Genomic DNA, 20473 nt, shown 5'->3' on the forward strand with positions numbered 1-20473 from the left:
TGGTTTACTGGATGTCGCCGAGTCTTTGCAGGAATTCCTCAACCTGCTCAGGCGTAGCCGTGTCTGCCTGGTAAAGGATTTCGAGCTTAACGTTCTTCAACCCGCAGAAGCCAAATACCCCTTCGATTATCTGCGTCTGAATCGCCGTCGAATAGCCGTGTTTGTCGAAGCCGGTAAGATCGCTACCGCCGGTGGCAATCAGGCGGACGGGAACATCACGTAAGTTGCCCACAATCCGGCCGTCGTCGGCCACCTTATACGCCCAGTTCAGGGTTAACACGCGATCGAACCAGCCTTTCAACAGCGCGGGAACCGACCACCAGTACACCGGGAAGACGAATACCAGCATATCCGCGCGCTCGACGCGCTTTTGCTCGCGCAGAATATCGTCGGGAAGGGCGCTCGGATCGCCGTGATACAAATCGAGATCGGCGCGGGTCATCGCCGGATTAAACCCTTCAGAATGCAGATCGGCGATCTCAACCTGCGTACCTTCCTCGCGTAATTTCCCGGCAATACGGGCTGCCAGCGTATGGGATAACGAATTGTCGATCGGGTGTGCCGTCACGATCAGCGCGTTTTTAATGGCATGGGTTGCAGACATAGCGACCTCCAGATGGGGGAGAAGTGATGCCTATATTACTATTGGTAACTTAGGTGTCAATCCGCCCCCGGCGATCATTTTGTGCTATTCGCGTAGGTCTCCAGCACCCCGGTCATGGCGCCGCAGAGCATATCTTCTGCCACATTCCGGGCGAGCACGCCGTTGCCAGCCGAGGTGCTGAGCGCCTCCGCCGCGCCAATGATGGCCGTCAGTACCGCTTCTCCCTGAACGCCTTTTAAGACGATAAAAGGAGAAAGCGCGGTGCGCAGGCAGTCGGCGCATTCGGCCACGCATGCTTCCCGAAACGTCTGCAGCGCGCGAGAACCAGACAGCGCCGCGGCGATTGGCCCGGTTTCAGGTCCGGCGGCAATGGCACAGTCGATATAGGCGGCGCTGAAAAAGCGGATCGTCTTCTCCAGCGTTTTGCTGTCCACCGCCAGCGTCTCCCTGAATTTCGCCAGCTGCCGATCGCTATAGTCCTGATACAGTGCCATCAGCAGCCCCTCACGATCGCCAAAGTGGTCGTAGGGGATAGGCTTGGTCACGTTGGCCCGTTCTGCCAGATAGCCAAGGGTCAACGCCTCCGTGCCTTGCTGACGCACGATCCCTCGCGCAACCTCCAGCAGCTGCACGCGGCGGTCCTCTTTTCTTAAGCGCTTAACAACCATGCTTTCCTCGGTTTTATTATCTACTCATGGTAGTTTACACGTTTTCGGCAGGCTGCTGCACCCGTTGTTCCACAGAGCGGATCCGGCACTTTATAGCCCCAGATCGCTCAGAGAAGGGTGATCGTCCGGGCGTCTGCCCAGCGGCCAGTGGAACAGGCGTTCAGATTCTTTTATCGGTATATCGTTAACGCAGGCAAAACGGCGCTTCATCAGTCCGTCCGGTTCAAACTCCCAGTTTTCATTGCCGTACGAGCGGAACCAGTTGCCGGAATCATCATGCCATTCATAGGCATAGCGCACCGCGATCCGGTTGCCCGTAAATGCCCAGAGCTCTTTAATCAGACGATAGTCGAGTTCTTTTTTCCATTTCCGCGCCAGAAACGCCTGGGCTTCTTCACGGCCATTGGCGAATTCCGCACGGTTGCGCCATTGGGTATCCAGCGAATAGGCCAGCGCGACTTTCGCCGGATCCCGACTGTTCCAGCCATCTTCTGCCAGTCTGACCTTTTCGATCGCGCTTTCACGGGTGAAGGGCGGTAAGGGTGGGCGTGTGTTCATGGCGATTACCTCTGTATGATGGAGTAGACAGGTCTGTCTACTTGCGCTAATCTATGCCTGAAAAATAACGCTGTCAACATCCGTTTTGAGGCTACCGAAAAGTGAAAACCGAGCACGCAGGCAACGAAGCAAAAATCAGCGTCAGGGATAAAATATTACTGACGGCGCACGATCTTTTTTATTCCAATGGCTTCAGGGCGACGGGGGTGGATACGCTGATTAAAGAGGCGAAGGTGACCAAGGTGACGTTTTATCGCCATTTTCCGAGTAAAAGTTTACTGATTCTCGCCTACCTGCACTATCGACATGAAATATGGATTAACTGGTTTGAGACCACGCTGCGTCGACATCTTGATGAAGGCGAAATACCTTCTGATGCGATATCTGCAACCCTTTATGAATGGTTTATTTCGCCCGAGTTCCACGGCTGCGCGTTTATTAATGCCAGCGCAGAAGCCAAATCCGAAGATATAGAAAGCGAAATAAAAGCGATATGCCGCGGTCATAAAATCGAAACTAAGAATATGATTGCGTTGCTGACGAAGATCGCTGATGAGCGCGTCGTCAATGAAATCATGCTGCTTATTGACGGCGCCATTATTCATGCACAGATGGGCATGGATTCAGAGACGGTAATAAATGTGCTAAAAAGGGGATTAGAGGCGTTGACCGGTCAGAAATAAGTCCTGAATCTGCCGCAAGTATTACGGTAGCTGGAATATCGACTCACCGAATCGGTAAGCTATTTATCCAAAGGAAACGAAAAATATGAGAACGCAGAAACGATGCCTGGGATGCGTGGCTATCGTGGTTGATGACTACGATCGCGCCATTGAATACTACACCGACAGGCTGGGTTTTACCCTCGTAGAGGATACGCCCCAACCGGGGAAACGCTGGGTCGTCGTCTCACCCAACCCGGAAAGCGACTGCAATATCCTGCTGGCTCGTGCCTCCAACGAAAGGCAGGAAGGTTTTATCGGTAATCAAAGCGGTGGAAGAGTTTTCCTGTTCCTTCAGACGGATGACTTTTGGCGCGATTACCATGCCATGAAAGCAAAAGGCGTTCATTTCTGCGAAGAACCGCGTGAGGAAGAGTACGGTACGGTGGTGGTGTTTGAAGATATTTACGGCAACCGCTGGGATCTTTATCAGAATGCGCAACCGTGAATATCACCATAAATGATGTGTCATTCGCCTTTCGTCGTGCACGCTTCCCAGCAGAGCGTACTCAACATTATGGGGACGTCTGGCTCTCGTCCCGCTGTGCAAGCGACAGCGCGCTGGCGCTGGCAGGATCGAACAGCGATATGCTCTCAATCTGATTAAGCAAAATCACCTTGCGGAATGACATGGCGCTGCGGGGTTCAGAGTCGAGCGTAATGTCATGCTCCGCATACCACCTGCTGTAATTATTCTCGATACGCAGATTCATCGTCTTCGCATCCCGGTACCCGCTCAACATTGGGATCAGCACGATATTGGCCGTTTTTTCATATTCCAGCGTCGCGGTGTGGATCATGCCGACGTAAATCCGCCGCGACCGGAGTGTGACCTGCGCCAGCTCGCCTTGCTCCATACACTGATAGAGCAGTTGTTCAATCCCGCTCGCCTGCGCAAGCCGTTTGTAGAGCTTTTTCCGGCTCTCGCCGTCCAGCCTGGCGCTGCCTGCCCAGTTAGAGCGGTAGAGGCAAAACAGGATAGCAAACGCCAGCATCACGACCACCGGAGCCTGAATGCCTAAAAAACTCCAGTTCATAAAGTCGATTTGCCAGTCGGTGTATTTCGGTGAGGCAAAGTGAAAAGCGTTGTTGGCGGCGGAAAGGGCGAACAGCAGCAGCCAGAGCAATCCCGTGGCGATTACGCCCTGCAGAACGAAAATACAGCCGTAAAGCGCGACGAGAAAATAGACGTCCCAGCCAAAGGAACGCTTGATTTTAAAGCGGGTCGACAGGTCGCGGCTGGTGTACCAGTACCCGCAGACCATCAGCACCATAAATATCGCCGTTCCCATATCAGGCCCTCTTCAGCGTGTTGACGTGACGCAGAAAGTCCTGCCGCACCTCGTTGCTCTTGTAGTTAACCGAGGCGTTCCCGTCCTGGTCGATAATGATGCGATCGCCATCTTCCACGGCTTCAATAATTTCCTGCTGACTCATCACCTGCAGTAAGGATTCCGGGCTTGAGAATAGGGAGAGAAAGAAACGTTTCATGTCAGGCATCCTTATGAATAAAAAGGATAAGCCTGGAAGATGACGGCTGAATTTGCCTTAAGGATAACCTGAAAGTGAAAGCCGGGTGGCGGCTACACCTTACCCGGCCTACAAAAGCGTCAAATGATCGAGTTTTCAAATTGTTGATATTTATGGGTAATAAAAAATAAACTTGCACAAACTTGGACAAATAACGTTAATTGTGTAAGTTTTAATTATGCGATTACGCCACGTTGTTTACAGCCAGGATGTGACCCATGAGCACTTTGCCCTCTGTCGTGAGTCGGTTTATTGAGTACTACGCCGCACTGGATAGTCAGCCGCCGACCGCGCTGGTCGGGCTTTACCATTCGAATGCCACTCTTATCGATCCGTTCGGGGAGCACAACGGTATTTTCGCGCTTCAGCGCTATTTCACCCATCTGCTGGCAAACGTCGAGAAATGCCGTTTTGTCATCGATCCGCCGCTGTGCAGCGGGAACCGGTTTGTTGTCACCTGGGTAATGCACTGGTCGCATCCGCGCATTGCCGGAGGCGAGCCGCTTGAACTGCCCGGATGTTCGGTGGTGGACACCGAAAACAATCTCATCACCCGTCAGCGGGACTTCTACGATGCGGGAGAGATGATCTACGAACACCTCCCTCTGCTGGGCTGGGCGGTACGCGGCGTGAAGCGGAGGGTCAAATCATGAAGACGGTGCTGATTACCGGCGCAAGCTCGGGCATCGGCGCGGGGCTGGCGAAGTCCTTTGCCGCTGACGGCTACCACGTGATTGCCTGCGGGCGCGATCCTGCGAGGCTTGAAGCGCTACATCAGACCTGCCCCAATCTCACCGTTCGCCTGTTCGATATGACAGACAGGGACGCCTGTCGCCAGGCGCTCAGCAGCGTTTACGCCGATCTGGTTATTCTCTGCGCCGGTACCTGCGAATATCTCGACGGCGGCGTGGTGGATGCGGCGCTGGTGGAGCGGGTCATGACCACCAATTTTCTCGGGCCGGTGAACTGCCTGGCCGCGCTGCAGCCGCAGCTGGTTGCCGGTAACCGCGTGGTGCTGGTGAGCTCGATGGCCCACTGGCTTCCCTTCCCGCGGGCAGAGGCCTACGGCGCGTCCAAAGCGGCGCTGAGCTGGTTTGCCGACAGTCTGCGTCTGGACTGGGAGCCAAAGGGGATTGCCGTGACGGTCGTCTCTCCGGGATTTGTCGATACCCCGCTGACGCGGAAAAACGATTTTGCCATGCCGGGCAGGGTGAGCGTTGACGAAGCGGTCAAGGCGATCCGTACCGGGCTGGCGAAGGGCAAAATGCATATCGCGTTTCCGGCCGGGTTTGGCCTTATTTTGCGGCTGCTCTCCGGGCTGCCCGCGTTTTTGCAGCGCACGCTGCTGCGCAGGATGGTGCGCTCATGAACATTGCAATTATCGGCAGCGGCATCGCCGGGTTGACCTGCGCCTGGCGGCTGGCAGGGCATCATCAGGTAACCCTGTTTGAAGCGGGCACCACGCCCGGCGGCCATACCGCGACGGTTGACGTCTCAACGCCGCAGGGCACATACGCGATCGATACCGGGTTTATTGTCTACAACGACCGCACCTACCCGCGCTTTATGGGCCTGCTCAGCGAGCTCGGCATCAGCGGGCAAAAAACACAGATGAGCTTTTCAGTACACAACCCCGAGACGGGGCTTGAGTACAACGGCCACACGCTGACATCGCTGTTTGCCCAGCGCCGAAACCTGGTAAATCCGGCATTCTGGCGGCTGCTCGGTGACATCGTCCGCTTTAACCGCCTGGCGAAACAGGCCCTTGAAGGGGAAGTCGATCCGAACGCCACGCTGCAGACGTTTCTGGACCAGCACGGCTTCACGCCGTTTTTTGCGCGCCACTACATTCTGCCGATGGGGGCCGCGATCTGGTCGTCGTCGCTGCAGGAGATGAAGCGTTTCCCGCTGCCGCTCTTCCTGCGCTTCTTTCACCATCACGGCCTGCTGGATATCACCCAGCGTCCGCAGTGGTACGTGGTGCCGGGCGGCTCGCGGGAGTATATCCGCGCCATGCTGGAAAAACTGGGCGACCGCCTGACGCTGCGCCTGAACGCGCCTGTTCTGCGGGCGAGCCGCCACGCGCACGGGGTCACGCTCCAGCTTGAAAACGGCAGCCACACCTTCGACCAGGTGATATTTGCCTGCCACTCCGCCCAGGCGCTGGCCATGCTTGACGACCCAACCGCCTCAGAGCGCGAAGTGCTGGGCGATATCGGCTGGCAGCGCAACGAGGTTGTTTTGCACAGCGATCCGCGCTGGCTGCCGGTGCGGCAGCGCGCCTGGGCCAGCTGGAACTACCGCCTGAGCGCGCAGGAGCAGGCCAGCGCCTGCGTCACCTACAACATGAACATTCTGCAGGGTCTGCCTGCGGGCAGCCCACTGTTCTGCGTCACCCTGAACCCGGACGAGCCGGTGGATGAACGCTTCGTCCTGCAACGCTTTGTCTATGAGCATCCGCTGTTTAACCCGCAAAGCTGGCGTGCGCAGGCGCGCCGTGGGGAGATCAACGGTCATCACCGGAGCTGGTTCTGCGGCGCTTACTGGTACAACGGTTTTCATGAAGACGGCGTGCGCAGCGCGCTGGACGTGGTCAATGAAATAGCCGCCGGGGAGGGGAACTGACATGAACAGCTGCCTCTATCACGGCGTATTGCGCCACCGCCGCCTTCAGCCGAAAACGCATGAATTCAGCTACGGCGTTTTTATGGCCTGGCTGGATCTTGATGAACTGCCGCTGCTGGCGTCCGTCGGCGTGCGGCGCAACCGCTTTGCCGCCGCCGCGTTCCATGACGCGGACTATCCGCTCGGCACGCCGCTTAAAGAGAACGTGCTGAACAGGCTGGAGAGCCTGACCGGGGAACGTCCCGCAGGGCGGGTCATGCTTCTGACGCAGCTGCGCTACTTCGGGTTTCATTTCAATCCGGTCAATTTTTACTACTGCTATGACCAGGAAAACACGCTTCGCTGGGTGCTGGCGGAGGTGCGCAATACGCCGTGGAACGAGCGCCATTATTACGCGGTCGACGGGCAAAATGCCCGGCCCACGGAAAAAGCGTTTCACGTTTCCCCCTTCAACCCGATGGACATGGTCTACCACTGGCGCTTCAACAACCCGGACAACACGCTGCATATGCACATTGAAAATCATCAGGAGGCGAAGGTCTTTGACGCCACGCTGGCCCTGCGCCGGGAGCCTCTGACCCGTCCGGCGCTGCGCGCGCTGCTGCTGCGCATCCCGCTGATGACTCTGAAAACCGTTTTCGCCATTTACTGGCAGGCGCTGAGGCTGTGGCTCAAGCGCGTGCCGCTGTATAACCATCCCGTCAGCAGGAGTGAACGCTCATGACCGATCCCGTCTTTGCGCTAGAACCCGATATCCCGCGCAACGTCCGCATCGCGCGATGGCTGCTGTTTCGTCTGTTAAGCGGCATTCGCGGCGGCTCACTCACCCTGCGTGAAGGGGCGCAGACCTTCCATTTTGGCGAGACATCCTCCGCGCTGCACGCCGACGTGCAGATCCTCACGTCCGGCGTCTACTGGCGCGTCTTAACGGGCGGGAGCCTTGCCGCCGCAGAAGCCTGGATGGACGGCGAATGGGAGACCGCGCAGCTTACGCCGCTTCTGCAAATCCTGGCCCTCAACGGCGAGGTGCTTGGTCGTCTGGAGAACGGGTTCCGGCTGCTTGGCCGACCGCTGGAGCGGCTGCGCCACTGGACGCGGCGCAACTCCCGCGCCCAGGCCCGCGAAAATATTGCCGCCCATTACGATCTGGGCAACGCTTTCTATGCCCATTTTCTGGATAAGGAACTGCTTTACTCCAGCGCACTGTTTACCGCGGACGAGCAGGATCTGACGGCGGCTCAGCAGGCCAAAATGGCGCGCCTGTGTGAGCAGCTGGCGCTAAACCCGGGTGATCACCTGCTGGAAATTGGCACCGGCTGGGGGGCGATGGCGGAATACGCCGCCCGTCACTACGGCTGTCGGGTGACCACCACCACGCTGTCGCAGGAGCAATATATCTGGGCGACCGAGCGCATTGCCCGCGCCGGGCTGCAGGATCGGGTTGAGGTACTGCTCTGCGACTATCGCGACCTCACCGGGCAGTACGACAAGCTGGTCTCGATAGAGATGATTGAAGCCGTCGGGCAACGCTATCTGCCCACGTTCTTCCGTACCTGTCAGGCGCGGCTGCGCCCCGGTGGACGGATGGCGATTCAGGCCATCACCATTCAGGACCAGCGCTACCGCGACTACAGCAAAAGCGTCGATTTTATCCAACGCTACATTTTCCCCGGCGGCTTCCTGCCGAGCATTACGGCGATGAACGAACTGATGACGCGCCACACCGATTTCGTGGTGCGCAATCTCTTCGACATGGGACCGGACTACGCCCGCACGCTGGCCCACTGGCGGCAGCGCTTTGTCCACGCCTGGCAGGAGATTGAAAAGCTTGGCTTTGATGAACGGTTCCGCCGCATGTGGCTGTACTACTTCGGCTACTGCGAAGCCGGGTTTAACGCCCGCACCATCAGCGTGGTGCAGCTGACCGCCGAGCGCGTATGAGACGCTACCTTCAGGTCTTTCTGCTGGCCGTCGCGTTCGATCTCTACTGGGCGCTGGTAGTACTGTTTCGCGAACAGGGCCTGATTATCTGGCTCGGGCTGGCGATCCTGGCGTGCCTGCTCTTGCCGTCAGCATACCGTCTTTACGCCATTGGGCTGGCCGCGGCGGGCAGCCTGCTGGATGCGCTCTGGGCGCTGACGGGGCTGATTGCCTTCACGGGCGACTCCCTGATGCCACTCTGGATGGTGGCATTGTGGTTGATGTTCGCCGTGGTCTGGACGCAGCTTGCGCGTACCACCACGTTACCCGGCTGGCTGCTGACCCTGCTGGCGGCCGTGGGAGGCCCGGTAGCCTACCTGATTGGCGAGCGGTTGGGCGCCATCACGTTTCTGGAGCCAACCTTTATCGTCGTCAGCTGGATGGCGCCGGGCTGGCTGGTGCTGATGCTGTTTTTCCACCTGCTGATGGGGAGACAAAAATGAGGACTGCGATTCTGCTGTTTTGGCTCATGCTGGTTGTTCCTGGTGCTCAGGCCGCCGACTGGCTGGCCTGGCGCAAGGTGGGCGACGCCACGCTGACCTGGGGGCCGTTCACGGTCTATACCTCTCAGCTCCGCACGCCGGATGGCCGTTACAGCCGGGACGATCAGGATCAGGCGCTGATTATTACCTACGCGCGCGACATAGATCGCGATGAACTGGTTGAGGCGACCCGTGACCAGTGGCAGGCGCAGGGGATCCTGACGCAGGAACCGCAAAGTGAAGCCTGGCTAAGGATGCTCCAGTCCCTGTGGCCGGATGTCCGGCCGGGTTCACAGCTGGCGTTTGTTCTCAACGATAAGCAGGGGCAGTTCTGGTACCGCGCGTCGTCGGCGCAAAAATCCTTTATTCCGCTCGGTCCGCGCCAGTCAGAAGCGTTCAGCACCCGCTTTCTGGCCATCTGGCTCGATCCCCGCACGCAATATCCTGAGCTGCGTCAGCAGCTAATCGGAGGTAAAAAATGAAACGAATCCTGACGCTGGCGCTGGCGCTGGCATTCACGATGCTGCTGGCCGGCTGCAGTACGGAGGTGTCCGAGTATCGTCAGCAGCAGCCGCGGCTTGATATCTTCCACTACTTCCAGGGCAAAACCGAAGCGTGGGGCATGGTGCAGGATCGCAGCGGCAAGCAGATCCGCCGCTTTCACGTTGAGATTGCCGGGGACGTCATCGGCGATACGCTGACGCTGAACGAGCGCTTCGTTTACGACGACGGCGAGAAGCAGCAGCGGGTATGGCACATTCGCCGCGTGGGGAACGACCGCTACGAGGGAACGGCAGGTGATATTGAAGGGGTTGCCACCGGGCAGGCCGCAGGGAACGCCTTTAACTGGCATTACAGCATGAACGTGAAGGCCAACGGCAAAACGTGGCTGCTGAACTTTGATGACTGGATGTACCTGCAGGATGAGACGCATCTGTTCAATAAAACAGAGATGAAGAAATTTGGCGTCACCGTCGCCACGGTGACGCTGTTCTTTACCCGGAATACGGAAGCTTAGTCGCGAACATCGCCGGTTTTGCTGCTGGAGTAAATGAAGTACAGGGCAATCCCCAGGCACACCACCGCGCCCAGACGGCTCGGTGAAAACGGAATAGCGGGATTGTTCAACCAGCCAAAGTTATCTATCAGCATGCTCATGGCGAGCTGGCCGAATATCACCGCCACCGTGGCGACGGCGGTGCCGATGCGCTGCACGGCGAGCACCATGATCACAATGTAGGGCACGCCGAACATCGCCCCGAGAAGCTGCCATTTCGGCACGTCCAGCAGCGTGACCGTCTGCTTAGGCTCAAAGAAGAAAATGAGCAGGGCGGTCACCAGCGCGCCGACGGAAAACGTCAGAAACGCGCTCTTGAAAACGCCCACGCTGCTGCCGAGCTGTCCGTTAATTGCGGCCTGTATGCTCAGCGTCGCGCCGCCGCAGATGGCCAGAATTATCATCATCAGTGTCATGTGCTTACCCCTTTGCGACCAGTACCAGTGCGGCAATAATAAAAACCAGCGCCACGATGCGTCTTGCGTTTATCTTCCTGTGCGGCGTACCCAGCAGGCCAAAGTGGTCAATGATCAGGCTTTTAAAAACCTGACCTGCCAGAATGCCGATCATCGTCAGAGCGATGCCGATAGCGGGGGTGGCGATAGTCAGAATGATAACGTAAACAGGACCCAGCACGCCGCCGAGCAGCTGCCAGCCGGGCTGTGCGAAAAACGACGGACCGTTGCGCGGGCTAAAAAACAGCATCAGCAGAAAGGTCAGCGCGGCGCCGACCCCGAAAATGCTGAACGTGGCCCATAAATCGCCTACTTCTCCCCCTAACGGCCCCAGCAAACCCGCCTCGACGGAGAGGCCCATCCCGCCGGCAATCACCAGTAAAATCAATACAAACTGCATTATGCTTCCTCCATTATCAGGCGAAGAAGATTACGTCGGTAGACATGTGAGAAAAATGCCATAATGCAGGAAACACCTTTGCAGGAAATGCATTAATGTCAGATGCCGGAAGCATGAACCTTCGCTCACTGCTGCTGTTTATTGCCGTCTATGAAACGCAGAACTTTTCCGTCGTTGCGCGACGGGAGGGAATTTCTGCCTCGCAGGTGTCGCGGATTATTCATCAGCTTGAGGACGCGCTCGGCCAGCAGCTGTTCTATCGCAATACCCGGGCGGTGATCCCCACGGAAAACGGGCATCTTTTTATCCGCTATGCCCGGGCGATGGTGGATAACTTCGAAGAGGCGCGTCGGGAGCTGGATGAACGTTCGACCGAACCCTCCGGCACGGTACGCATTAACGGGCCGGTATTTTTTGGACAGAGGCACGTTGCACCCGGCCTGGCAGGCCTGGCCGAGCGTTATCCACGGTTAACCATAGAGCTGACGCTGACCGATGACTTTATCGACCCGCACCGGGATGCCGCCGACCTCATTTTTCGCATCGGCACGCTGACGGACTCGACGTTCCACGCCCGCATCTTCGGGCAGCAGCGCTACCATCTTGCCGCGTCGCCCGCGTATCTGCGTCAACACGGCGTACCGGCCGACCCGGCCGAGCTGAGCCAGCATAAATGCCTGGTGTATCGCGGTTCGTCTGGCCCTAATCGCTGGCTTGTGCGACGCAAGGGGGAGAATTGGGTGCACTATCCCGTCGCGCCGCTGATGACGTCCAATAATGCGGAGTCGCTGCTCATTGCCGCGCTGGGTGGAATGGGGATCGTCCTGTTTCCGGACTGGCTGATTGGCGACAGGCTGCAGCGGGGGGAGCTGGTCGCTCTTATGCCGGAAATGGCGTGCGCTATCAATACGGAGCCGCTGAATATTGCGGCGATCTATCCTCACGCACGTCATCCGCCCCTGAACGTCAGGGCGGTGATTGATTATTACGTGGCGTTTTTCGGCTCGCCGCCGTACTGGCAAACGTAAGGCAATTACGCGCCGAGCTCCTTGCGGATAATTTCTGCGCCGGCGCTGAGCGCTTTCAGCTTACCGTTAGCCACCTGACGGGAGAGGGGAGCCATGCCGCAGTTGGTTGAGGGGTAAAGCTTGTCGGCGTCGACGAACTGCAGCGCTTTACGCAGGGTGTCGGCGACCTCTTCTGGCGTTTCGACGGTGTTGGTTGCCACGTCAATCGCCCCAACCATCACCTTTTTACCGCGAATCAGCTCCAGCAGATCCATCGGTACGCGGGAGTTGTGGCACTCCAGGGAAATGATGTCGATGTTAGAGGTTTGCAGCTTAGGGAAGGCCTCTTCATACTGGCGCCATTCTGAGCCGAGCGTCTTTTTCCAGTCGGTATTGGCCTTGATGCCGTAGCCGTAGCAGATGTGTACCGCGGTTTCGCATTTCAGACCCTCAATGGCGCGCTCGAGTGCGGCGATACCCCAGTCGTTGACCTCATCAAAAAAGACGTTAAACGCCGGCTCGTCGAACTGGATAATATCCACGCCCGCGGCTTCTAATTCGCGCGCCTCCTGGTTGAGGATTTTGGCGAATTCCCAGGCCAGCTTTTCGCGGCTTTTATAATGCGCGTCGTAAAGGGTGTCGATCATGGTCATTGGCCCAGGCAGGGCCCATTTGATCGGCTTGTCCGTGAGCTGGCGCAGGTATTTTGCATCGTCCACGAATACCGGCTTCTGACGCGCAACGGCAGAAACCACGGTCGGCACGCTGGCGTCGTAGCGGTTACGAATGCGCACGGTTTGGCGATTTTCAAAATCGACGCCGCTCAGGTGTTCAATAAAGGTGGTGACGAAGTGCTGACGGGTCTGTTCCCCGTCGCTGACAATATCGATTCCCGCACGGATCTGCTCGTCAAGGGACAGGCGCAGTGCATCCTGTTTACCTGCCAGTAATTCCTGATCCTGCAATTTCCACGGAGACCAGAGCGTTTCAGGTTGCGCAAGCCAGGTCGGCTTAGGCAGGCTGCCAGCCGTAGACGTCGGGAGCAATGTTTTCATAATAAAAGACCTTTTTTGATGAATTAAAGCGTGTAGTTATCAGACCACTGCTCGAGAATGTGTTTATAAGGCTTAATGAAATATTCTTCGGTAAATCGACCCTGTTCAATCGCCAACCGGCTTCGCTCTTCGCGGTCATAAACAATTTTGGTTAATGAATGATCCTGCTGGTTCAGGTCCGGGCGATAAAACAGTCCCGCCGCCGAGTTCGCGTTATAAATTTCCGGGCGATAGATTTTCTGGAACGTTTCCATCGTGCTGATGGTGCCGATCAGTTCCAGATCGGTGTAATCGCTCAGCAAGTCTCCGGTAAAGAAGAACGCGAAAGGCGCCACGCTGTTCTCAGGCATGAAGTAGCGGACCTTCAGGCCCATTTTGGCGAAGTACAGTTCCGTTAACGATTCGCCATCCGGCGCGTACTCAATACCCAGAACAGGGTGCTGGTTACCGGTGCGGCGATAGGTGTCTTTGCTCGAGACGCTCAGGCAGATCACCGGGCCCTTTCTGAAGTTCTCTTTGTATTCCGGCGAGTTCACAAAATGGCGGAAAATATTGCCGTGCAGTTCGCCAAACTTTTCCGGAATACTGAAGTGCTGCTGGTTCTTGTTGTGCTCCAGCAGCAGGACGCTGAAATCATAATCCCGCACGTAAGAGGAGAAGTTATTCCCGACAATGCCTGCGATACGCTGGTTATTTTTTTTGTCGACAATATACGTCTGCAAAATCTCGATGGCCGGGAACGGCTTTTCCGCGCCAATGTTCAAATCGACAGAGATGATTTCAAGCTCAACCGCGTAGCGATCGGCGGTCGGGTTATCCCAACGCGCCAGGGCGTTAAAGCGGTTGTTGATCATCACCAGCGTATTGCGCAGGTTTTCCTGACGTTTTTCCCCACGCGCCAGGTTGGCAAAGTTGGTGGTTGTACGCGTATTTTCTGACGGGTTGTAATTCTCATCGAAGCAACTGCGCTTAAGGGTATATGTGAAAGCTTTGCTCATTGTGGTTATGCATCCTAAGTTCATGTTGCTAAGAAGTTACTAATGCATAATTTATGCCTGAGCCCGCGGCGTAGGGGAAGTGACTTAATTTCAATGCAACATGAGCGAAGTTCATGAAGTGTAATGCTCGCGGTGTTGCTGCCTTTCTTGCCGGGTGGCGCTGCGCTTACACGGCCTACGATTCTCCTAATGTCGCACTCTTTACTCAATTCCCGCTATAATCCCCAAAATTTCCAACCGGTTTAGAAACGATCATGACAAAACTCACCTTACAAGAGCAGATGCTGAAAGCGGGCCTGGTCAGCAGCAAGAAAGCGGCGAAAGTGCAGCGCACGGCAAAGAAATCACGCGTTCAGGCACGTGAGGCTCGGGAAGCGGTAGAAGAGAACAAGAAGGCGCAGATCGAGCGAGACAAGCTGCTGAGCGAGCAGCAGAAGCAGGCCGTACTCGCTAAAGAGTTTAAAGCGCAGGTGAAGCAGCTGATCGAGATGAACCGCATCACCGTGGCGAAGGGTAACATCACCTTTAACTTCACCGACGGTAATCTGATCAAAAAAATTGAGGTCGACAAGCAGACGCAAACCCAGCTGATCAACGGCCGTCTGGCCATTGCGCGCCTGGTGCTCAATGCAAACGGCGATTGTGAATACGCGATCATTCCGGCGGTGGTGGCTGATAAAATTGCCCAGCGCGATGCCGACAGCATCGTGTTAAACAGCGCGCTCAGTCAGGAAGAGCACGACGAAGACGATCCGTACGCGGACTTCAAAATTCCTGACGATTTGATGTGGTAAACCGCGTTCAAAACAGGGCGGCGTGGCGGGCGTTAACCGGCTCTCCGCTCACGGGATGAATAAAATTCAGCTCGCTGGCATGCAGCATCAGCCGGGGCGTTTCCTTAGCCCCCGGCGCGTCAAGACCGCCATACAGATCGCAGCCCAGAATAGGGTGCCCCAGCTGTTGGCAGTGGATGCGCAGCTGGTGGGTTCGCCCGGTTTCCGGCGTCAGTTCCACCCGCGTTAACGGCACTCCTGTTCCCCGATAAAAACGTTCCACCACCCGATAGCGGGAACGGGCGGGTTTACCGTTGATGGCGCAGATCGACATCAGCGGGAACAGCGCCGGGTCTTTGGCAATGGGCGCGTCTATTATTCCCTCGTCGTTTCCCAGATGTCCATAAAGCAGGGCGCTGTAGACTTTCTCCACGCTGCGCTGGCTGAACTGCTGGCAAAGCGCCGCATTGATGGCCTTATTGCGCGCAACCACCATCAGCCCGGACGTGCCGAAATCCAGACGGTGCACCAGCGTGCAGCCGGGGAACGTCTGGACCAGACGATAATGGACAGAATCGAGGTTTTGCGGGTTTTTGCCCGAGAGGCTGAGCAGGCCAGAAGGCTTATTAATCAGCAGCAGATGTTCATCCTGCCAGAGGATCTCAATGTCGTCGTGACACGGTGGGGCAATAAAAGAATCGATAATCGCAGACATCAGGCCGTCCGGCTGGAGAGTGGAAGCGGATGATAGCGAAATGCGGGGAAAAGAAAAACCCTCCCACCGGGCGGTGAGAGGGGGAAATCTTACGCGGCTACCAGGCTGTCGATGGCGGCTTTCGCGTCGGACTGTGCTTTGGTCGCCACTTCCGGACCGTAAGCGATACCTTCCGCGAACACAAAGTTCACGTCGGTAATGCCGATGAAGCCCAGGAACAGGCTCAGGTACGGCGCAACCAGGTCAGTTGGGGTATCTTTATGGATACCGCCACGGCTGGTCAGGACGATCGCACGCTTGCCTTTTACCAGACCTTCCGGGCCGTTCTCGGTGTAGCGGAAGGTTACGCCAGCGCGCGCCACCAGGTCGAAGTAGTTCTTCAGCTGGGTAGGAATGTTGAAGTTGTACATTGGGGCGTTGATGACGATAACGTCGTGCGCCTGCAGCTCAGCAATCAGCTCGTCGGACAGGGCCAGGGCTTCCTGCTGACGCGGGGACAGTGGCGCATCGCTTGGGCGCAGCGCGCCAACCAGCTCGCCGTCCAGGACAGGAATGGGGTTTGCTGCCAGGTCACGCACGGTGATTTCGTCTGCAGAATGCTGTTCACGCCACTGTTCAACGAAGTAATCAGACAGCTGACCAGACTGAGAGTACCCTGCCAGAATACTGGATTTCAAAACTAATACTTTGCTCATGGGTGATTCCTGTTGTTGCATTTGATTGAAGGGGGGTGCCCCGTTGCTTGTTGACACTTTATTCACAATCCTGCCACAGAGATAGCGCAATATATCGAAGTCTATGTTCGAATTTTTTGAATAAGGCGCTAAAAGCGTCAATGTGGTACTCTATAGCAATCATTAAAAAGAGATTTTATCCGGCAGAGCACTGCCCGTTAACGCTATGACAGAACAACAAAAATTCACCTTCCCGATGCTCCTGCAACAGCTCGATTCTCTGACGCTGCGCGATAAACAGCGCTTCGCCCGCCGTCTGCACGGCGTGAAGAAGGTTAAAAATCCTGATGCACAACAGGCCATTTACCAGGAGATGGCCAAAGAGATTGAACAGGCGGCAGGGAAGGTTGTGCTGCGCGAAGCCGCGCGTCCGGCGATCACCTACCCGGAAAACCTGCCCGTCAGCCAGAAGAAACAGGACATCCTTGAGGCCGTCCGCGATCATCAGGTGGTGATTGTCGCGGGGGAAACCGGTTCAGGCAAAACCACCCAGTTGCCGAAAATCTGCATGGAGCTGGGCCGCGGGGTGAAGGGGCTGATTGGCCACACCCAGCCGCGTCGTCTGGCGGCGCGCACCGTGGCGAACCGTATTGCCGAAGAGCTGCAGACGGAGCCGGGCGGCTGCATCGGCTACAAGGTGCGATTCAGCGACCACGTCAGCGACAACACCATGGTCAAGCTGATGACGGACGGTATCCTGCTGGCGGAAATACAGCAGGACCGCCTGCTGATGCAGTACGACACCATCATCATTGACGAAGCGCACGAGCGCAGCCTGAACATTGACTTCCTGCTTGGCTATCTTAAAGAGTTGCTGCCACGTCGCCCTGATCTGAAAATCATCATCACCTCCGCGACCATCGACCCGGAGCGTTTCTCAAAACACTTCAACAATGCGCCGATTATTGAAGTGTCGGGCCGCACCTATCCGGTGGAAGTGCGCTATCGCCCGATTGTGGAAGAGGCGGACGATACCGAGCGCGATCAGCTGCAGGCCATCTTCGACGCCGTTGACGAGCTGGGCAACGAGAGCGCGGGCGACATCCTGATCTTCATGAGCGGCGAGCGCGAAATTCGCTATACTGCCGATGCGCTCAGCAAGCGCGACCTGCGCCACACCGAGATCCTGCCGCTGTATGCCCGCCTGTCCAACAGCGAACAGAACCGCGTCTTCCAGCCACACAGCGGACGCCGCATCGTGCTGGCGACCAACGTGGCGGAGACCTCGCTGACCGTACCGGGGATTAAATACGTGATCGACCCGGGCACGGCGCGCATCAGCCGCTACAGCTACCGCACCAAGGTTCAGCGCCTGCCGATTGAGCCGGTCTCCCAGGCGTCTGCTAACCAGCGTAAGGGCCGCTGCGGCCGCGTGTCGGAAGGGATCTGTATTCGTCTTTATTCCGAAGACGATTTCCTGTCGCGCCCGGAGTTTACCGACCCGGAAATTCTGCGCACCAACCTGGCGTCCGTAATCCTGCAGATGACGGCCCTGGGGCTGGGCGACATCGCGGCGTTTCCGTTTGTCGAAGCGCCGGATAAGCGCAACATTCAGGACGGCGTGCGTCTGCTGGAAGAGCTCGGAGCGATTACCACCGACGAGCAGGCAACGGTCTATAAGCTGACGCCGCTGGGCCGCCAGCTCAGCCAGCTGCCGGTCGACCCGCGCCTGGCGCGCATGGTGCTGGAAGCGCAAAAGCACGGTTGCGTGCGCGAGGCGATGATCATCACCTCGGCGCTCTCCATTCAGGACCCGCGCGAGCGTCCGATGGACAAACAGCAGGCGTCGGACGAAAAGCACCGTCGCTTCCACGACAAAGAGTCCGATTTCCTCGCCTTTGTGAACCTGTGGAACTACCTCGGCGAGCAGCAGAAAGCGCTCTCCTCGAACCAGTTCCGCCGCCAGTGCCGCGTGGATTTCCTTAATTATCTGCGCGTGCGTGAATGGCAGGATATCTACACCCAGCTGCGCCAGGTGGTGAAAGAGCTGGGCATTCCGGTGAACAGTGAACCGGCGGAGTACCGCGAAATTCATATCGCGCTGCTGACTGGCCTGCTGTCCCATATCGGGATGAAGGATGCGGATAAGCAGGAATATACCGGCGCGCGTAACGCGCGTTTCTCCATCTTCCCGGGTTCCGGCTTGTTCAAGAAGCCGCCGAAGTGGACCATGGTCGCGGAGCTTGTGGAAACCAGCCGCCTGTGGGGGCGCATTGCCGCGCGCATCGACCCGGAATGGGTTGAGCCGGTGGCTCAGCACCTGCTGAAACGCTCGTACAGCGAGCCGCACTGGGAGCGCGCGCAGGGCGCGGTGATGGCGACCGAAAAAGTGACCGTTTACGGCCTGCCGGTGGTCGCCGCGCGTAAGGTCAACTACAGCCAGATCGATCCGGCGCTCAGCCGCGAGCTGTTTATCCGCCACGCGCTGGTGGAGGGGGACTGGCAGACGCGCCACGCGTTCTTCCGTGAAAACCTGAAGCTGCGCGCCGAGGTGGAAGAGCTTGAGCACAAGTCCCGACGCCGCGACATTCTGGTGGACGATGAGGCGCTGTTTGAGTTTTACGACCAGCGCATCAGCCATGATGTTATCTCCGCCCGCCACTTTGACAGCTGGTGGAAGAAGGCCAGCAAAGCGACGCCGGACCTGCTCAACTTCGAAAAGAGCATGCTGATTAAAGAGGGGGCGGAGTCGGTCAGCAAGCTCGACTACCCGAACTTCTGGCATCAGGGCAACCTCAAGCTGCGTCTGACCTACCAGTTTGAACCGGGCACCGACGCGGACGGCGTAACCGTCCACATTCCGCTGCCGCTGTTAAACCAGGTCGACGAGAGCGGGTTTGAGTGGCAAATTCCCGGCCTGCGCCGCGAGCTGGTGATTGCGCTGATCAAATCCCTGCCGAAACCGGTGCGGCGCAATTTTGTGCCAGCACCAAACTATGCGGAAGCGTTTCTGGGCCGCGTCACGCCGCTGGAACTGCCGCTGCTGGACGCGCTGGAGCGTGAGTTCCGCCGCATGACCGGCACCACTATCGACCGCGAAGACTGGAACTGGGATCAGGTGCCCGATCACCTGAAAATCAGCTTCCGCGTGGTGGATGATAAAAACAAAAAGCTGCTGGAAGGGCGTTCTCTCAGCGAGCTGAAAGAGGCGCTGAAAGGAAAAGTTCAGGAGACGCTTTCTGCGGTGGCGGACGACGGCATCGAGCAGAGCGGGCTGCATATCTGGAGCTTTGGCCAGCTTCCGGAAAGCTACGAGCAGAAGCGCGGCAACTATAAGGTCAAAGCCTGGCCGGCGCTGGTGGACGAACGTGACAGCGTGGCGATCAAACTTTTTGATAACCCGCAGGAACAGCAGCAGATGATGTGGCGCGGGCTGCGCCGCCTGCTGCTGCTCAACATCCCGTCGCCGATCAAGTATCTGCACGAGAAGCTGCCGAACAAAGCCAAGCTGGGGCTCTACTTTAACCCGTACGGCAAAGTGCTGGATCTGATTGACGACTGCATCTCCTGCGGCGTGGACAAGCTGATCCACGAGGCGGGCGGCCCGGTCTGGACGGAAGAAGGTTTTGCGAAGCTGCATGACAAGGTGCGCGCCGAGCTGAACGACACCGTGGTGGAGATTGCCAAACAGGTCGAGCAGATCCTCACCGCCGTGTTCAACATCAACAAGCGCCTGAAGGGGCGCGTGGATATGACCATGGCGCTGGGGCTGTCGGACGTGAAGGCGCAGATGGCGGGACTGGTGTACCGCGGCTTTGTCACCGGCAACGGCTTTAAGCGTCTGGGCGATACGCTGCGCTATCTGCAGGCGATTGAAAAACGGCTGGAGAAAATGTCGATCGATCCGCACCGCGATCGCGCGCAGATGCTGAAGGTCGAAAGCGTGCAGCAGGCGTGGCAGCAGTGGTTAAACAAGCTGCCGCCGGCGCGCCGCGACGATGAAGATGTGCAGGAGATCCGCTGGATGATCGAGGAGCTGCGCGTCAGCTTCTTTGCTCAGCAGCTCGGTACGCCGTATCCGATTTCGGATAAACGTATATTGCAGGCGATGGAGCAGATTTCCGCTTAACGTCCTTGCCCGGTTTTCTCCCTCTCCCACAGGGAGAGGGT

The 20473-nt window shown here is 57.4% G+C and carries 24 protein-coding genes; 13 read left to right on the plus strand and 11 right to left on the minus strand.

Annotated elements, in window-relative coordinates; translation table 11 throughout:
* Nucleotides 1–4: 4 nt before the first annotated feature.
* The 3 genes from DG357_RS10745 to DG357_RS10755 form a co-directional block, all read right to left on the minus strand.
* Nucleotides 5–604 carry an NAD(P)H-dependent oxidoreductase gene (locus DG357_RS10745; RefSeq protein WP_088205393.1) on the minus strand — a complete coding sequence of 200 codons (600 nt, stop codon included), beginning with the start codon at nucleotides 602–604 and terminating at the stop codon, nucleotides 5–7.
* Nucleotides 605–678: 74 nt separating this feature from the next.
* Nucleotides 679–1272 carry a TetR/AcrR family transcriptional regulator gene (locus tag DG357_RS10750; RefSeq protein ID WP_028013051.1) on the minus strand — a complete coding sequence of 198 codons (594 nt, stop codon included), beginning with the start codon at nucleotides 1270–1272 and terminating at the stop codon, nucleotides 679–681.
* Nucleotides 1273–1362: 90 nt separating this feature from the next.
* The gene (locus DG357_RS10755; RefSeq protein ID WP_088205394.1) at nucleotides 1363–1830 is read right to left on the minus strand and encodes a nuclear transport factor 2 family protein; all 468 of its coding nucleotides are present in this window, start codon (nucleotides 1828–1830) and stop codon (nucleotides 1363–1365) included.
* Nucleotides 1831–1931: 101 nt separating this feature from the next.
* Here DG357_RS10755 and DG357_RS10760 point away from each other — a divergent pair, with 101 nt between their 5' ends.
* Together DG357_RS10760 and DG357_RS10765 are read left to right on the plus strand one after the other, a co-directional pair.
* Nucleotides 1932–2513 carry a TetR/AcrR family transcriptional regulator gene (locus DG357_RS10760; protein ID WP_028013053.1) on the plus strand — a complete coding sequence of 194 codons (582 nt, stop codon included), beginning with the start codon at nucleotides 1932–1934 and terminating at the stop codon, nucleotides 2511–2513.
* A gap of 85 nt (nucleotides 2514–2598) precedes the next feature.
* Nucleotides 2599–3000, plus strand: coding sequence for a VOC family protein (locus tag DG357_RS10765; RefSeq protein ID WP_028013054.1), 402 nt, complete (start codon nucleotides 2599–2601; stop codon nucleotides 2998–3000).
* A 67-nt stretch (nucleotides 3001–3067) separates the two neighbouring features.
* Here DG357_RS10765 and DG357_RS10770 read toward each other — a convergent pair whose 3' ends face one another.
* Both DG357_RS10770 and DG357_RS10775 read right to left on the minus strand, forming a co-directional pair.
* Nucleotides 3068–3844 (minus strand): hypothetical protein, encoded by a 777-nt coding sequence (locus DG357_RS10770; protein WP_045261405.1) that lies wholly within the window; start codon nucleotides 3842–3844, stop codon nucleotides 3068–3070.
* 1 nt (nucleotide 3845) lies between these two features.
* Nucleotides 3846–4043, minus strand: coding sequence for a hypothetical protein (locus DG357_RS10775; RefSeq protein ID WP_024908361.1), 198 nt, complete (start codon nucleotides 4041–4043; stop codon nucleotides 3846–3848).
* Nucleotides 4044–4300: 257 nt separating this feature from the next.
* On the opposite strand from DG357_RS10775, the gene DG357_RS10780 reads away from it, so the two are divergent.
* From DG357_RS10780 to DG357_RS10815, 8 genes are read left to right on the plus strand one after another with little or no spacing between them, the layout of a single operon-like run.
* The gene (locus tag DG357_RS10780) at nucleotides 4301–4735 is read left to right on the plus strand and encodes a nuclear transport factor 2 family protein (RefSeq protein ID WP_041910128.1); all 435 of its coding nucleotides are present in this window, start codon (nucleotides 4301–4303) and stop codon (nucleotides 4733–4735) included.
* Nucleotides 4732–5451: an SDR family NAD(P)-dependent oxidoreductase gene (locus tag DG357_RS10785; RefSeq protein WP_088205395.1), complete on the plus strand. Its 720-nt coding sequence runs from the start codon at nucleotides 4732–4734 to the stop codon at nucleotides 5449–5451. The genes DG357_RS10780 and DG357_RS10785 overlap by 4 nt, the downstream gene beginning before the upstream one ends.
* Nucleotides 5448–6707 (plus strand): NAD(P)/FAD-dependent oxidoreductase, encoded by a 1260-nt coding sequence (locus tag DG357_RS10790; RefSeq protein WP_088205396.1) that lies wholly within the window; start codon nucleotides 5448–5450, stop codon nucleotides 6705–6707. The genes DG357_RS10785 and DG357_RS10790 overlap by 4 nt, the downstream gene beginning before the upstream one ends.
* Before the next feature lies 1 nt (nucleotide 6708).
* On the plus strand, nucleotides 6709–7431 hold the full coding sequence (locus tag DG357_RS10795; RefSeq protein WP_045630379.1) for a DUF1365 domain-containing protein: 723 nt from the start codon (nucleotides 6709–6711) through the stop codon (nucleotides 7429–7431).
* Nucleotides 7428–8648, plus strand: a complete 1221-nt coding sequence (locus tag DG357_RS10800; RefSeq protein WP_088205397.1) for an SAM-dependent methyltransferase — start codon at nucleotides 7428–7430, stop codon at nucleotides 8646–8648. The genes DG357_RS10795 and DG357_RS10800 overlap by 4 nt, the downstream gene beginning before the upstream one ends.
* Nucleotides 8645–9130: a DUF2878 domain-containing protein gene (locus DG357_RS10805; RefSeq protein ID WP_028013061.1), complete on the plus strand. Its 486-nt coding sequence runs from the start codon at nucleotides 8645–8647 to the stop codon at nucleotides 9128–9130. Before DG357_RS10800 ends, DG357_RS10805 begins: the two co-directional genes overlap by 4 nt.
* Nucleotides 9127–9651, plus strand: coding sequence for a hypothetical protein (locus DG357_RS10810; protein WP_088205398.1), 525 nt, complete (start codon nucleotides 9127–9129; stop codon nucleotides 9649–9651). Before DG357_RS10805 ends, DG357_RS10810 begins: the two co-directional genes overlap by 4 nt.
* A complete protein-coding gene (locus DG357_RS10815) occupies nucleotides 9648–10187 on the plus strand; it encodes a DUF3833 family protein (RefSeq protein WP_088205399.1) in 540 nt (179 codons plus the stop codon). The genes DG357_RS10810 and DG357_RS10815 overlap by 4 nt, the downstream gene beginning before the upstream one ends.
* Here DG357_RS10815 and DG357_RS10820 read toward each other — a convergent pair.
* Nucleotides 10184–10642 carry a DMT family transporter gene (locus DG357_RS10820; RefSeq protein ID WP_028013064.1) on the minus strand — a complete coding sequence of 153 codons (459 nt, stop codon included), beginning with the start codon at nucleotides 10640–10642 and terminating at the stop codon, nucleotides 10184–10186. The genes DG357_RS10815 and DG357_RS10820 overlap by 4 nt on opposite strands.
* 4 nt (nucleotides 10643–10646) lie before the next feature.
* Nucleotides 10647–11081 carry a DMT family transporter gene (locus DG357_RS10825; protein WP_048960634.1) on the minus strand — a complete coding sequence of 145 codons (435 nt, stop codon included), beginning with the start codon at nucleotides 11079–11081 and terminating at the stop codon, nucleotides 10647–10649.
* Between the two features lie 95 nt (nucleotides 11082–11176).
* Between DG357_RS10825 and DG357_RS10830 the strand changes: the two genes are divergently transcribed.
* Complete coding sequence (locus DG357_RS10830; RefSeq protein WP_047365246.1) at nucleotides 11177–12109, plus strand: LysR family transcriptional regulator; 933 nt, start codon at nucleotides 11177–11179, stop codon at nucleotides 12107–12109.
* A gap of 5 nt (nucleotides 12110–12114) precedes the next feature.
* Here DG357_RS10830 and DG357_RS10835 read toward each other — a convergent pair whose 3' ends face one another.
* Complete coding sequence (locus tag DG357_RS10835) at nucleotides 12115–13143, minus strand: methionine synthase (protein ID WP_041910105.1); 1029 nt, start codon at nucleotides 13141–13143, stop codon at nucleotides 12115–12117.
* A gap of 23 nt (nucleotides 13144–13166) precedes the next feature.
* Entirely contained in the window at nucleotides 13167–14141 is a 975-nt protein-coding gene (locus DG357_RS10840) for a DUF1852 domain-containing protein (RefSeq protein WP_048956426.1), read from the minus strand.
* A gap of 254 nt (nucleotides 14142–14395) precedes the next feature.
* Here DG357_RS10840 and DG357_RS10845 point away from each other — a divergent pair, with 254 nt between their 5' ends.
* Entirely contained in the window at nucleotides 14396–14935 is a 540-nt protein-coding gene (locus DG357_RS10845) for a DUF2058 domain-containing protein (RefSeq protein WP_088205400.1), read from the plus strand.
* A 7-nt stretch (nucleotides 14936–14942) separates the two neighbouring features.
* Here DG357_RS10845 and DG357_RS10850 read toward each other — a convergent pair whose 3' ends face one another.
* Both DG357_RS10850 and azoR read right to left on the minus strand, forming a co-directional pair.
* Nucleotides 14943–15629 carry an RluA family pseudouridine synthase gene (locus DG357_RS10850; RefSeq protein WP_088205401.1) on the minus strand — a complete coding sequence of 229 codons (687 nt, stop codon included), beginning with the start codon at nucleotides 15627–15629 and terminating at the stop codon, nucleotides 14943–14945.
* Between the two features lie 89 nt (nucleotides 15630–15718).
* Nucleotides 15719–16324: an FMN-dependent NADH-azoreductase gene (azoR, locus tag DG357_RS10855; protein ID WP_048998492.1), complete on the minus strand. Its 606-nt coding sequence runs from the start codon at nucleotides 16322–16324 to the stop codon at nucleotides 15719–15721.
* A 205-nt stretch (nucleotides 16325–16529) separates the two neighbouring features.
* On the opposite strand from azoR, the gene hrpA reads away from it, so the two are divergent.
* Complete coding sequence (gene hrpA, locus DG357_RS10860) at nucleotides 16530–20432, plus strand: ATP-dependent RNA helicase HrpA (protein WP_088205402.1); 3903 nt, start codon at nucleotides 16530–16532, stop codon at nucleotides 20430–20432.
* Nucleotides 20433–20473 lie beyond the last annotated feature (41 nt).

Source organism: Enterobacter bugandensis (assembly GCF_900324475.1).
GTDB lineage: Bacteria > Pseudomonadota > Gammaproteobacteria > Enterobacterales > Enterobacteriaceae > Enterobacter > Enterobacter bugandensis.